The 14,129-nt window shown below is 40.8% G+C and carries 9 protein-coding genes; 8 read left to right on the top strand and 1 reads right to left on the bottom strand.

Features of this window, described 5'->3' with window-relative positions; genetic code table 11:
• Position 1: 1 nt before the first annotated feature.
• The 3 genes from EQG49_RS07240 (at position 2) to EQG49_RS07245 (ending at position 1,836) form a co-directional block, all read left to right on the top strand.
• Entirely contained in the window at positions 2–745 is a 744-nt protein-coding gene (locus EQG49_RS07240; RefSeq protein WP_133363346.1) for a rhomboid family intramembrane serine protease, read from the top strand.
• A 264-nt stretch (positions 746–1,009) separates the two neighbouring features.
• The gene (locus EQG49_RS13710) at positions 1,010–1,153 is read left to right on the top strand and encodes a hypothetical protein (RefSeq protein WP_165964822.1); all 144 of its coding nucleotides are present in this window, start codon (positions 1,010–1,012) and stop codon (positions 1,151–1,153) included.
• A 2-nt stretch (positions 1,154–1,155) separates the two neighbouring features.
• Positions 1,156–1,836: a CPBP family intramembrane glutamic endopeptidase gene (locus EQG49_RS07245; protein ID WP_133363347.1), complete on the top strand. Its 681-nt coding sequence runs from the start codon at positions 1,156–1,158 to the stop codon at positions 1,834–1,836.
• A 152-nt stretch (positions 1,837–1,988) separates the two neighbouring features.
• Here EQG49_RS07245 and EQG49_RS07250 read toward each other — a convergent pair whose 3' ends face one another.
• A complete protein-coding gene (locus EQG49_RS07250; protein WP_133363348.1) occupies positions 1,989–2,780 on the bottom strand; it encodes a hypothetical protein in 792 nt (263 codons plus the stop codon).
• A 379-nt stretch (positions 2,781–3,159) separates the two neighbouring features.
• On the opposite strand from EQG49_RS07250, the gene EQG49_RS07255 reads away from it, so the two are divergent.
• From EQG49_RS07255 to EQG49_RS07275, 5 genes are all read left to right on the top strand, one after another.
• The gene (locus EQG49_RS07255) at positions 3,160–3,930 is read left to right on the top strand and encodes a (S)-acetoin forming diacetyl reductase (RefSeq protein WP_133363349.1); all 771 of its coding nucleotides are present in this window, start codon (positions 3,160–3,162) and stop codon (positions 3,928–3,930) included.
• Between the two features lie 143 nt (positions 3,931–4,073).
• Positions 4,074–4,733: an SHOCT domain-containing protein gene (locus EQG49_RS07260; RefSeq protein ID WP_133363350.1), complete on the top strand. Its 660-nt coding sequence runs from the start codon at positions 4,074–4,076 to the stop codon at positions 4,731–4,733.
• Between the two features lie 212 nt (positions 4,734–4,945).
• Positions 4,946–6,373 (top strand): MFS transporter, encoded by a 1,428-nt coding sequence (locus EQG49_RS07265; RefSeq protein WP_243115696.1) that lies wholly within the window; start codon positions 4,946–4,948, stop codon positions 6,371–6,373.
• A 395-nt stretch (positions 6,374–6,768) separates the two neighbouring features.
• Positions 6,769–7,530, top strand: coding sequence for an RNA-binding cell elongation regulator Jag/EloR (gene jag, locus EQG49_RS07270; RefSeq protein WP_133363352.1), 762 nt, complete (start codon positions 6,769–6,771; stop codon positions 7,528–7,530).
• A 676-nt stretch (positions 7,531–8,206) separates the two neighbouring features.
• On the top strand, positions 8,207–14,029 hold the full coding sequence (locus EQG49_RS07275; RefSeq protein ID WP_133363353.1) for a S8 family serine peptidase: 5,823 nt from the start codon (positions 8,207–8,209) through the stop codon (positions 14,027–14,029).
• Positions 14,030–14,129: the final 100 nt, after the last annotated feature.

Raw genomic sequence — 14,129 nt, forward strand, 5'->3', positions numbered from 1 at the left:
TATGGGTATATTAAAAAAATATAAAATACGAGTTTCGGAAAACAAAAAAATTCGCGCAATAAACTGCAAGACATTACCTTGGTTCACCATTTTGCTAAGTGTTTCGTTGTTAATAATTTATTATTTTCAAACGTTGACACAGAATATATATAATCAATTTGCGCTAGATCCTCTGATGGTTGAATATCATGGTGAATATTACCGAATATTAACTTCAGTATTTCTTCATGGTAGCTGGGATCACGTTATCGGAAACGTTGTTCTTATTTTATTAACTAGTTGGCGGTTAGAAAAGTTAATTGGTCATACTAGAATAATGATAGTGTACCTAGTTGCGTCAATTTCAGGATCAATACTGTCAATGGTAGTTAATCCAAATCTAACTTATCTAGGGGCATCAATTGGGGTAGCAGGCTTATTTGGAATTACATTAGTACTTAGATATTACTTCATTAAAAATAACGTGGTAAAAGCGTTTATTACTGGTTGGCAAGTAGTGAATTCAGTTTTTTGGTTACTGATAATTGGATTAATAATATATGATTTAGGACTGGAACCGAGTGGAACCTTAATGATTAATAATGTTGGGCATATTGGCGGGTTAATTGGTGGTACATGTTCATTACTAGTAATAAATGTGAGTAAAAAAGTTGGTAACTTTAACAAATATTTACGGGTGTCTGCGGGAGCAGTATTAATATTGGGCAGTATATGGTGTGCTTTTAGAATTTATTTCACAATGTGAAGTGATTTTTTTTACGGGTGATGGACATTTAAAAAGGGGGGTTTTTATGTTTGAATTAAACTCAAATTTTGATTTGCAACTGTGTGATTAAAGTTCCAAATCATTTTGTTTAAATTATGTTTTTATTATATTGAACTTGTTGTTTGTGTCCGATTAATGTATGATTCTAATCGAAAACGAACGTAGATAATATCCGCTATGTCAAATTGTCTGATGTACAGTTAGCAGTTACTAGCAGTTATTAATGGAGGAGAAATAAATATAATGTTAGAACAATTTAAGGCTCTCAGTGATGATGGATTACTATCTGTCGTAGGTGGTGATACACTTCACGAAGTAGAAGAGTTATTAAATGGATTTGTGGATGGCGTAACTGATAAAAAGCGTCATTACAAAAAGAATGATTAAAAATGCTTGATGTATGTGGTGTTATTAAAAATATGATTATACATGTACCAATTCTTATTTTATTGTGTATAGTCATACAATTATCTGTTTTACCTACGTTATTTGAATTACATTGGGGAATATTGACTCGCTACGTAATTTTGGGAATAGTTAGTTTTTGTCTTATCGCTGTGTTATGGATTATATTAAGTAAAATAGATAATTCAGCTAATACATTATTAGTAATTTATGGGACTAAAAATTTGGGTATTGCGATTGTTATCGCTGTAGTCATAAACCATGGTATGGCTATGTTTTATTCAAGCGATAACAAATATCGTGGGTTAAGCGGAGCATTCTCCCGCTTGTCAGGGCAAGTTGGGTCTACACAAATTTCCAAAATCGTATTATCAATATTAGTTGTATGCGTGATTGCACCAATAATAGAGGAGTTACTGTTTCGTGGAGTAGTAATTAGCTACCTGCTTAGTGTTGGTGTACCAAATGTAATTATCTATTTATTATCAGCTGTAATTTTTTGTGTAGCTCATGGAGTGGGTGATAAACAAGCTTTTGTTTCTAATTTTTTATTTGGAATTATAGCGTGTTATCTTCGAGTACATGATAAAAGTCTAGGAGAGTCCATGGTGTTACATGGGGTAGCTAATTCAGTATCAATGTTAATTATGAACGTTTTTTTTTAAGATAAGACGAGGGTAAATTTGACCCTGAATTACATAATTAGTAAATTAAAAATAAAAAAAGGGGCTGGGGCAAAATTTGTCCAGCCAGCAAAATAGGCCTGATTTCGTGTAGAATCAGGACTATTAATGTGCATCAAAAGGTTTCCAGTTTGCTATTTGGTTGTTTGCAAATATTCTTGGTAGGCGGGATTATCGCTTGCTTCATCACTTGGATATAAGAATGAAATTGATCCCCACTTGTTAGGAAACATGTAGAGAACGTTGCCACTCTCATCGCTTGGTCCATTGAAGTCGTCTAATACTTTGCCTAAAATGATTTCGGTATTTACTTTAACTACGCGACTACTTGGTTTCTTGTTAGACGCTGAATTAACTTGAAGTGTCTTAGTCGGTATTTTCTTAACTTTCACACTATACGTTGTATCAGGCGTTCTAAGTTGCCCATCTGTTTCATTTTTTAATAAAATAGTTAGCATGATTACGCCGCTATTGTCGGCATGAAGGTTAAATACTTCCGGTAAATCACCACTTAGATGCTTGTCTTTGAAGGTCCACGCAACGTTACTAGGAACATCAACGACATATGGATATTCAGTAGCGGTACTTGAACTTGTGACTGAACTTGAAGATGCCACATCGCTTGAAGTAGTTGAGATAGCACTGCTATTATTGTCCTTTGGTTTGTCATTACCAATGAGCCATAAAGCCGCAACGACCACAACGACTATGACAATTGCTGCGACAATAACACCTATCAAGGTTCCTCTAAGTTGTTGTCGCTTAGCGCGATTACGCATGTTCTGTAGTTTTATTTCGCGGTTGTATTCCCAATCATGAAATTTGTTAACGGCAGTAACACTATCATCTGGATACATCATTCGATATTCACGAAGTTTACGGTCTTTTTCCGCTTGTGTGATGCTATATTGGTCACGTTTGGCCATTTAATTTACCTCATTTGTTAGTTCAACATAATAATCATTTTTGCTAATTTCTTTGAGCTGTAGAAATTTGTGTATGTTCCACCTTCACTCATTGGAATAATTTATTGATTTTCTTCACAATCCGTACTCCTTAATTTTGAATGTATCACTCACAACTAATTATAGCCCCTGTAAACATTTTGGTGGTATTAAAGGACTCGTAATCGGTTAGCGTGAGTTTATTAATAATTGGTTGTCATACTCAGCTTGCAGCCAATTGTAAATTTGTTACACACAATGTAAGCGGTGACAATATTATACTTGCGTAACTAAAACGGTAGCAGTAAAATGATTGTTAAGATAATCACAATTAAATTAATCGAAAAGGAAGTATTAGGTGATGACAGAAGTAGCATTTGTAACTGGGGCAGGTCAAGGAATTGGTGAAGCAATCGCAAAGCGGCTAGCAAAAGATGGTTTTAAGATTGCGGCAGTTGGTCGGACCGTTGCAAAGGTTCAACGAGTAGCTGACGAAATTAACCAGGCCGGTGGTGAAGCAATTGCGGTGGCTGCCGATGTGCAAAACCGTGATGAAGTATATGCAGCCATTGATGAAACAGTTGCGAAGTTGGGTGATATTAATGTTGTCGTTAATAATGCGGGTGTTGCACCTACGACACCAATCTTGGACATCAAGCAAGATGATTTGGACTACACATGGAAAATCAATGTTGGTGGAACTGTGTGGGGTACGCAAGCTGCAGCTAAGAAAATGATTGAACTTGGTCATGGCGGTAAAATCATCAACGCTACTTCACAAGCAGGGGTTGTTGGTAATCCTAACTTGACGGCGTATGGTTCAACTAAATTTGCCGTCCGTGGTATCACGCAAACGACTGCCCGTGAATTGGCAGAATACGGTATTACAGTTAACGCATTTGCACCCGGAATTGTGCGGACACCAATGATGAATGACATTGCCCAACAAGTTGCTGATAATGCGGGTAAAGATTTTGAATGGGGAATGAACTCATTTGCCAAGGATATTACGTTGCAAAAATTGTCAGAACCAGAAGATGTTGCGAATGGGGTGGCCTTCTTAGCCGGTAGCGATTCTGATTACATGACTGGTCAAACATTAGTGGTTGATGGTGGAATGGTATTCCACTAGGCCCGATATTTTATTAAGTTAATTATTAAAGGGCGTGAGATTTTGTCTCAGCCCTTTTTTCTATGCCGACAAGCTTCTTATGAGTTTGGCGGCGGACATTCTGCTAAAATTAAAGTAAATATACTGAAAAAGAGGGCAAAATTATGAAAACTGCCGAAGAAATGTACCAATATACGCGGGAAAATAAATTAGGCTACAATCTGAACATTTTAGGACCATGGTTACAAAAGAAACACTTCCAAGTTATTGAAGATGCGCTGCTTGATCATGAAGAAGTTATTTCGGCTTTTGTGGGACGGCATCGGCCAGAAGGTGGTGAAAACCGTCCCAATGGCGATGAAACTGACCAGACTCCACATGCCAAACGTCATTCAGTTAGTTACTTTGGCACAGAAGGGTTCTATGGCTATGCGATTACGACTGAGCAACGGATTATTTACGCGCATTGGTCACCATTTCACCATGATGCGACGAATATTCCGTTGAGTAATTTAAATAATGTTAACCCAGATACTGGCTTTATCTGGGGCGCCGTTAAAGTCGAAACATTTGGTGATAGTTTCAGTGTGTTCTGGACGAAGAGTGTTGTGCGCAAAATTGCCAAGCTCATTCAACAAGGCGTGAGCGATTCAAAAGACGGTTACATGGATGGTGTCACGAATAGCATGCGAACTAAAAATGTTAATAATGGCGCACCGCGTGATTTATATGCTGAACTTGAACAAGGTAAAAAAGCGCTGGATAATGGCTTAATTACGCAAGCTGAGTACGATCAACTGAAACAACGTTTGTTAAACGAATAGCATGCAGCGCGAAATTTAATTAATTTTAACGCCTAGGTGATTACCAAAATTATGCGGTCAATCGCCTATTTGGCGTTAGAAAACTTGATATAATAGCAACTCAAGCAAATGAGGTGTAGAATGATTCAGTTGGGGGAATACTAACATATTGTAAGTGGTGCAAATTGTGCGCATGTCTAACGCAATAAGGTCTATGAAAAATGGAGGAGATAATGGCAAAAAATAGTCAATCAAAATGGCTGATATTACTAGCATTGGGATTATTTACATTTATGTCGACGCTTGATTCATCAATCGTGAATATCGCGTTACCAACAATTTCGCGCGATTTAGCGGTGCCGATGAATGAGGCAACGTGGACAGTTTCAATTTACTTAATTGTAATTTCGGGGTTATTAATTTTCTTCGGTCGCTTAGGGGACATGATTGGTAAGATTAAAGTTTTTAAAATCGGGACATATATTTTCACTTTCGGTTCATTGCTAGCGGGAATTAGCGCTGGGCTACCATTCCTATTGTTTGCGCGGTTTGTCCAAGCAATTGGTGCTGCCATGACCATGTCGAATAGTTTTGGGATTACGACAGTGACTTTCCCACCCGAACAACGCGGACGCGCAATGGGCTTAATTGCGATGTTTGTGTCGATTGGGGCAGTTGCGGGACCTGGTTTAGGTGGTTTGATTCTACAATACTTGCCTTGGTCATATATTTTCTGGGTGAATGTGCCAATTGGGATTGTCACGATTATTATGGGACAAATACTATTTCCCAAGTCATCTAGTCGTGGGGCTAAACCCAAAATCGACTGGGCGGGTGCAATTGTCTTCTTCATCATGATTGTGGCACTCTTTATGGGTGTGAACGTCGGTCAAGCTGAAGGATTCTTACATCCTACTGTTATTGGGATGATTATCCTCGCAATTGTATTGTTCATAATTTTTGTTAAAGTTGAAAAACGTGAAAAAATTCCGTTGATTAATTTGGCAATTTTCAAAAACAGTATGTTCTCAATTAGTTTATTGACGGGGATGTTAGTTTTTATTACAAATAATTTCTTCGTAGTTATCATGCCATTTTACCTGCAAAATTTGCGGGGATGGACACCAGGAACATCGGGTTTGTTGATGATGACATTCCCAATTGTGATGGCAGTGATGGCACCAATTGGTGGGATTCTTGGCGACAAGTTTGATAAAGAAGTGATTACGATGATTGGTTTGGTCTTAATCATGGTGGCACAGATTGGGTATACCTTGATTGGGGCAACCACAGGCTTCGTACTCATTGCCATCTTCAACGCATTGAATGGTGCGGGTGCTGCGTTGTTTAACTCACCTAATAACGCCCTCGTGATGGGAACTGTTGAACCACAGTATCTTGGCGTCGCTGGTTCAGTGAATGCCTTAGCGCGTAATCTGGGGATGATTATCGGGATTTCAACCGCGACGACGGCCTTGTTTGGTTGGATGAGTATGTCGGCTGGGTATCGCGTGACAACTTATTTACCTAAGCATCCAATGTTTTTCAGCAACGCGATGCACTATGCGTTTATGATTTCAATGGTACTCGCAGTGATTGCCTTTGGGTTAACGTTCTATCGTTGGAACTTGAGTCGTAAGGCACGGTTAGTAACTAAATAATATAGAATAAAAATCGTATACTGCCCTGTGTTGGAAACGGGTTGGTATACGTTTTTTTTGCGCTATTCCGTCTGATGTGGAATTGAATAAAATTGGCCACTCCGTTAGTTAGTGATAATTCTCAAACTATCGAAAAACAGTTATCAACCATAGGCCGCAGTTGCATGAAAAAAACTGAGAACCAATAGAACCGTAGTAATTCGATAATTGAAAAGTACAGAAACGACAATTCCACGTCAGAATAAATAAATTTGAACAAGTTAGTCCCGTGGACACTTATTAAAATGCAAGGCCGATATTTTTGCGGTATTTGTTCCACATGAAACAATTAGGTAATTCCAGTGCAGATTCGGTATAATGGTAAAGGAATCTTTACAGGAATCGAGAATATAAATATGACTTTATTTACAGGAAAAAATATTGAAGATGCGACCGCACAAGGGTTAGCTTCATTAGGTGTCACGCGTGAAGCGGTTGAGGTAACAATCGTTGAAGCTGGTGGTCGGAGTTTCTTTGGGTTAAAACGGACGCAAGCACAAGTCGAAATTAACCTAAAGGAACAACAAGTAATTCAGCAAGTTACCACAGAAACGACGGCAGTGATAACGGAACCCCAAACAGCATCCGTTACTGAAGATGATGAAGTACAATTGCGGGTTCGTCAAAGTAAAAACCAAGTAAAATGGGATCGGGCGGCCGATGCTACGATGAATTATTTGGCCGATGCATTGGGGGCATTGGAAATTGAAGGTAGTTTAGATGCTGAATGGGGTCATAATACGATGAACATTCAGTTTGAAACACCCACAGAAGGTTTATTGATTGGTAAGCACGGTAAGACCTTGAACTCATTACAGGCATTAGCCGAAATCGTCCTAGCGCAAAATGGCATTCGGCACCCACAGCTGATGTTAAACGTTGGTACATATCGTGAAAAGCGGGCTGAAACATTAGAGCGGTTAGCATACCGGACCGCTGATGATGTGGTCAGTTTAGGACAAACGGTGACGTTAGAACCAATGCCACCATATGAACGTAAGGTAATCCATGCGGCCTTGGCCGAGGACGAAGACGTCTACACAGAATCAATTGGTAAGGAACCCCATCGTGGTATTTTAGTTGGGTTACGCAGCCAAAATGGCGATGAAGTTGAATAATAGTTAAATGTAGCGAGCTGGTTATTAACCAGCTCGTTTTTTGTGTTTTTTATGGTAATACCTTGGTTGAGCGTGGTTACCACTGCGTGCCTGGAAATTGTTTGGCGCACCACGCTGGAAGCAGCCTCCCAAGCCAAAATACGGTCTTGGTCGGTTCGGATAAGCTGGGACTCTAAGGAAATATATGCTGCACACATATTTCCTTAGTCGCGGTGTAAAGGCTACGCCCGCTAAACAATTTCCAGGCACTCCGTTCGTTCGCAGCAAGGTGAACCACAAAAAACGTAAAAGTCAAAAAGGTCTCAGAAGAGAATTTCTCCTGAGATTTTTTCTAACATTCAATTTCTAATAAAACGGTTAATTAAACGAATGATAAATGAGAATGGTATTCATAATTCATTTAGAAACAGCTAATAATATCGTGAGATAAGTGTTTTAAATTGGCAAAAGTAGCTAGAATGTCTATTTTTGTGTTTGAAATGTAACTGTAATGTTTTTTGTGAAGCCGATTAAATAGACGTTTGTTAGCTATATATTAGAAAATAAGCGCAAAAATACGCTATAAGTTAAACGAACATTAAAAATAATGTTGCTATTTCTCATAATCTCTCATAAAATGGACGAAGTTGTTACAAAAGGATATTGATCAATTAGGAGAGAATTAGGGGTATAGCGGATGAAACATAATAGTCAACGAAGTAAAAGTTTGACAATGCTTAGTGTCTTAATGACCAGCTTGGCATTGCAAGCGGTCGGCCCAATTTATAGCGCAGTTGATGCATCAACGGGAAAAGATGCACGGACTGAAAGCGTTGCTGATCAGATGAGTAAAGGATTGCGGCAACACGACCAAGCAACCAAAGCGTTAGCGCAAAAGTCATGGTACAACGGCGTTAAAGAACAATTAAAAGCGCAAGGTGTCGATGTCGCCAAGCTTGATAGTGACGCAGTTAAAAATCAAACGGTTAAAGTAATTGTGCAATTGAGTGCTAAACCAGCCGTTGATAAAACCGCTAAGCCAACTGGCTCGGTGGCATCAGTTAAAAAAATTACGGCGGCCGAAGACGATGTTGTCGATGGACAAAGCTCAGTGCTTAAGCAGGTCGAAAAAATCACTGGTACCAAGGCTTCAAGTCAATTTGGTTACCTCCTGAATGGTTTTGCAATTAAAGCTAAGGTTAGCCAGTTAGACCAATTAGAAGGCTTGAAGGGTGTCGCGAGCGTTGCTCCAACGGCTTCTTATCATTTATTAGAAGCCTCTTCAAACCAACAAGCCAAAGTTCAAACGGCGGTCCAAAATTTCAATAATCAAAACTACAATCTTGATGGTCGCGGGACGGTCATCGGAATTATTGACTCAGGGGTTGATCCTTCACATAAAGACTTGAAGTTGAGTCCCGAAGGTGTGAAAGCCGAAAAAATCACGAAATCGGTCGCCCAAGAAAAGATTAAAGCGCTTGGTCACGGGGAATGGTATTCAGATAAAGTACCGTATGCTTACAACTACATGGAAGCTGATAGTGGTCAAGACACCAAATTTGATAACAGTAAAGCTGCTGGCGGTGGTAACTCAGCCGACAATGATAAGGACAATCAAGATACTTCAAACGCAGTCCGTGATACTGGGCAAACGATGCACGGGATGCACGTTTCTGGGATTGCCGCTGCTAACGGAGACATTGCGGCTGATGACACAAAAACTGTTACCGCAGTCAAAGGGGTGGCACCAGAAGCTCAAATTTTAGATTTGAAAGTTTTTGCTAATTCTGAAGGTGGTAATGGGAATAATGACACCGATGCAATTGTGCAATCAATTGAAGATGCAGTGACCCTTGGTGCGGATGTGATTAACATGTCACTTGGCCGTAATGGTGGTGCGGATGGTGAAGGCTTGAGTTCATTAGATGTACAAGCCGTTAACGCCGCTGCGGAAGCCGGGACGTTGCCAGTTATCTCAGCGGGTAACTCTGGGGTTAGTAACTCGGGTGCATACGGATCACCGGCTTCTGTCCAATGGGCGCAGCAAGATAACGGTATTGTCGGTGACCCAGGGGTTGCTAACAACGCCTTAACGGTTGCTTCAGCGGAAAACACGATGCTTGTGACTGACGTAATGGATTTCAGTCGCGATGGTGAAGAAAATCCGTTTGCAAATGAAGTTGTGGCTAGTGTTGCGCACTTGCAATTTGGTGCGTTCCCAAGTAAAAAGCAAATTGTGGTGTTGCCTAACAAACACGGAGCAAAAGTTCCCGATAATACACCAGAATTAGTGGGACTGGGATACCCAGATGATTATGATGGCCTCGATGTTAAGGGCAAAATTGTCTTATTAGCCCGGGGGGAATTAAATTTCTCAACGAAGCAACAAACGGCCCTTGATAAAGGAGCCGCCGGTTTCATCATCATGAATAATGTCCCTGGGACGTCATTTAATGGGAATATTGATAACTCAGCTGATATTCCATCAGTTGGGTTATCATACGAAGATGGGGTAGCTTTGAAGAAAGAAGTTGAAGCTGGTGGTAAGAAGGACACTTACTCATTTTCAGCACCATTTAAAAAGCGGGTTACAAACCCAGCTGGTGGCACGCCATCAGACTTTACTTCATGGGGCCCATCACCAACATTACAATTGAAGCCCGAAATTTCTGGTCCTGGTGGTCACATTTGGTCATTGGCAAATGATGACAAGTATCAAAATATGTCGGGAACTTCAATGTCATCACCATTCGTTGCTGGTTCCGAAGCGTTGATTTTAGAAGCAATGCATGAACGGGGCACGACTTTGAAGGGTGGCGATTTAACTGCGGCGGCGAAGTTAGCGGCGATTAATACTTCAGAACCAATGGTAGATAAAGCCGGGGTACCATATTCACCACGGCGCCAAGGTTCAGGGATGATTAACGTCAACCGCGCGATTTCAACCGATGTGCAATTAACATACGATGGTGATAACACTGGCGTGGTTTCATTGAAAGAAATCGATAAAAAGACGACGTTCTCAGTAACATTGAAAAATAACGGTAAACAAGCAGTTAGCTACAAGTTAAACGGTGACTATAAGCCAGAAGCGCAATATTTACGTGCAGGTAACGGTGGCCAAGAACAATATGCGAAGTACCTTGATGGCGCGAAGCTAACGGCAACTGCCAATAAGTTCACAGTCGCACCTGGTGACAGTAAAAAAGTTACGTTTACGTTGGATCTTAGTGATGCACAAAATGGTAAATTTGATCTTGATCAATTCGTTGAAGGCTACATTGGATTTGACGCCCTTGATGCAGATGGTAATGTTGTGACACCGCGCGCTGATGATAACAGCGACAAGGAACCAACCGCCTTCGCCAACGGGGTTAACTTGACGATTCCATACCTTGGTTTCTACGGTAACTGGGGTGGCCTTGATGCATTAGATGCACCCGCATTTGATGGTGACAAATCACATTATCAAGAAAACTACCTGCGTGATGGTTACAGTCAAGCACCACTTGGGTTGGACGTACCAGTTTCAGCATTAACTGAATTAGAACAAAATTCAGCAATTTCACAAGCTGATGAACCAGCATTCATCAATCCAAATCACGTGGCTATTTCGCCCGATGGTGATGGCTATCAAGATTCCGCAGTGGCCTTTCTTGCTTACTTGCGTAATGTTAAAGCAACGGATGTCACGATTGAAGATGCGAAGGGTAACACCGTCCGTGACTTGAAGAAACTTGGTGGCTGGAGTCGCGCCTACATTAATGAAGTTGGTCAAGCGACAATCTATCAAGACCAACAATTGATTTGGGATGGTAAAGTTTCAAACTCATCATGGTCAACGACCGCAACGGATGCACCCGATGGGCAATACTACTACACGATTAAATCAACGCCATACGGGAAGAATGCTAAGCCACAAACCTTGAAACTACCAGTTAAGGTTGATACAACAGCACCAACTGTGACAAATGTTGATTTAAAACAAGAAAATGGCGCTTGGCATGTAACTGGTCACGTTGCTGATAATGTTTCTGGTTTTGAAAGTTTCACGAATGTTGCGGTGGCAATTAATAACGTCATTGAATATTACCAAGCAACTGATAACACAGGTAAGCACTTCTTAGGACTCGGCGATGAAGATAAGGGTAACCAAAAATCAGTTGAGGATAATGGGGACTTTGACTTCGCCGTAACTGCCGAACAAGCCCGCGCGATTACAAACGGAACTAATGACGTGCAAGGTCAAGTTGAAGATATTGCGGGTAACATCGGGACGTACCACACCCGCGTTGCTGGTAGTGAAGATATTTTCAATACCGCTAATGACATCTTGCTCTACAACGTCACGAACAACCAAATCGCGACGGATGCTGATGCATACTATGATGCCAAAACGAAAACTTACACGGTTTACGGTTACTCACCACAAGACTTGTACTTGACGACTAACGATGCCGCAGCCGGTGCAAAAGTTGCCGCTAAAATCAACAAGTACGGTGAATTTACTGCGAAAGTACCCGTAACTGACAAAACGCGGAAGCTGATTTTCAAGTTAGATGATGCACGGACGTTAAAAACGACGAACTTCTCATTTAGCACAAGCCCAACTGTTCAAATTGATAAGAAGGATGGCGCGTTAACTGATAACGGCGCCGGAACTTCATACTATTTGGTTAATCACCCATTGGCAGCTGGTAACCAATACACATTCTCAGGTTCGTTATCAAAGGATGCTGATGGGATTGCCTACAATGCCATCAGTTACGATGAAGACGACAATATGAACCAAAATGGTGAAGAAGTCGATGAACCATATAAGGGTGCTAACACTGACGCAACTGAAAGTGTCGTCTACTCACAATATGGATTAGAACTACACGATGATGGGCGTTGGAATTTAGCGGCCAAACTGGCTGAAGGCCAAAATATCTTGTATGCTTCGGCGTACAAGTTCACTGGTCAAACGAACCAAGATAAGATTTATGGACCAATGGACTACTTGTTTGTGAACCAGCCAGCTTCAACGTACTTGAACTTTAAAAATGTCGTTGATTTTGATTACACGCGAATTGATGCCTCAAAGAAAGATTATGACGCCAAGACTGGTATTTACACGGTTAAGGGTGAATGGGATCCAGCAACGAAGGTAAACGTACAAATCAATGTTAATGGGCAAGTTGATAAAGATGGCAAGACTGATTGGCAAGATGTGACCAAGCAAGATGACGGCACGTTCACTTTCCCAGTTAAGGTGGGCGACAACTCAAGCAAACGGGTGCACTACCGTTGGACGGCCGAAGTAAACGGCAAAACAATCGGGGACGAGGGTTACTTTGTTCTCTATACCGATGCATTGTCACCATATTTGAAGTTAGACGGTAACTACGCGAAGTCTTCTGATCCAGATTATGATTATGAAGTTTGGACCAACAAGAAAGACTTCACGATTTCAGGTGAAGCCAACGATAACATGGCAGGCTATGACATCAACATTAATGCTGATGATGTGGCACAAGACAAACGAGCTTTGGATCAAACGTATGAACACAAGAATGTTGAACCTAACTTGAAGTTCTCAAAGACTTACGAATTGTTCAAAACGCCGTACGGTAAGGATGATGTGTATGATCACATTTTCCAAGTGGGTGTTTATGACATTCACCAAAACGGTACCAAAGCAAAAATCTTGGTCCACTACGCACCCGATAAGAAGGTTGCCCGGCCAACGGTTAAGGCAGATACAACTAAACCAGCAAAAGCGGTTAAGTTGTCAGTTGTTAGCAACGAAAAAGACGTGACGAACTACTACAGTTTGGATAGTGGTAAGACTTGGAACCAATACAACGATGCCATCAACATTGCGTTTAACTCAACGCCAGAATTCAAATCAGTTGATAAGTACGGTAACGAGTCAGCCGTGGTTAAGCATGCGGTAACAAATGCGGTTTATAAAGTTGCAGCCGATGCAACCGTTAAATTAGGCCAACTCGATAAGAAAAAGGGTCAATTGACAGTTACGCTAGGCTACACGCAAGCGTTGACGGCCAGCGAAAAGACTTACACGTACTTGGAATACTCAACTAATAAGGGTAAGAGCTGGAAGAAATATACGTCAGCTGTAACCTTTAAGAAGACGACTAACTTACAAGTGCGGACCGCTGATTCACTTGGTCATAAAGGACAAGTGAAGACCGCCACGGTTACTGTGCCAACTGTTAAAGCAATTAAGAAAGCAACTAAAGCAAAGAAAGTTTCCAAGAAATCAAGTTTGAAGGTTGCAAAAGTTAAGACAAAGGCCAAGAAAGTAACTGGTAAAGCAGCGAAGAAGTCCGTTGTGACAGTCTACAATGCTAAGGGCAAGAAGCTCGGAACTGCTAAGGCCAACGCCAAGGGTAAGTTCACAGTGAAATTGAAGAAGGCTTTGAAGAAGAACCAAAAGATTAAGGTTAAAGCAGATCGACCAGATACAACCAAGATTATTTACAAAGCTGTAACCAAGACTGTTAAAGCAAAATAAGCTACAAAAATCAAACGCGTAATGAACATAAGCTAATGAAGATTAGTGAGTGATTTATTGTTGGACACAGGGATTTGTCCAATGAAATGGCGGTTATAGG

Origin of the sequence: Periweissella cryptocerci (assembly GCF_004358325.1) — a bacterium.
Classification (GTDB): Bacteria; Bacillota; Bacilli; order Lactobacillales; family Lactobacillaceae; genus Periweissella; species Periweissella cryptocerci.

Bases quoted from the DNA above. Each gene is read 5' to 3' on its own strand.
- EQG49_RS07240 (WP_133363346.1), top strand. From the start codon at position 2: ATGGGTATATTAAAAAAATATAAAATACGAGTTTCGGAAAACAAAAAA.
- EQG49_RS13710 (WP_165964822.1), top strand. From the start codon at position 1,010: ATGTTAGAACAATTTAAGGCTCTCAGTGATGATGGATTACTATCTGTC.
- EQG49_RS07245 (WP_133363347.1), top strand. From the start codon at position 1,156: ATGCTTGATGTATGTGGTGTTATTAAAAATATGATTATACATGTACCA.
- EQG49_RS07250 (WP_133363348.1), bottom strand. From the start codon at position 2,780: ATGGCCAAACGTGACCAATATAGCATCACACAAGCGGAAAAAGACCGT.
- EQG49_RS07255 (WP_133363349.1), top strand. From the start codon at position 3,160: ATGACAGAAGTAGCATTTGTAACTGGGGCAGGTCAAGGAATTGGTGAA.
- EQG49_RS07260 (WP_133363350.1), top strand. From the start codon at position 4,074: ATGAAAACTGCCGAAGAAATGTACCAATATACGCGGGAAAATAAATTA.
- EQG49_RS07265 (WP_243115696.1), top strand. From the start codon at position 4,946: ATGGCAAAAAATAGTCAATCAAAATGGCTGATATTACTAGCATTGGGA.
- jag (WP_133363352.1), top strand. From the start codon at position 6,769: ATGACTTTATTTACAGGAAAAAATATTGAAGATGCGACCGCACAAGGG.
- EQG49_RS07275 (WP_133363353.1), top strand. From the start codon at position 8,207: ATGAAACATAATAGTCAACGAAGTAAAAGTTTGACAATGCTTAGTGTC.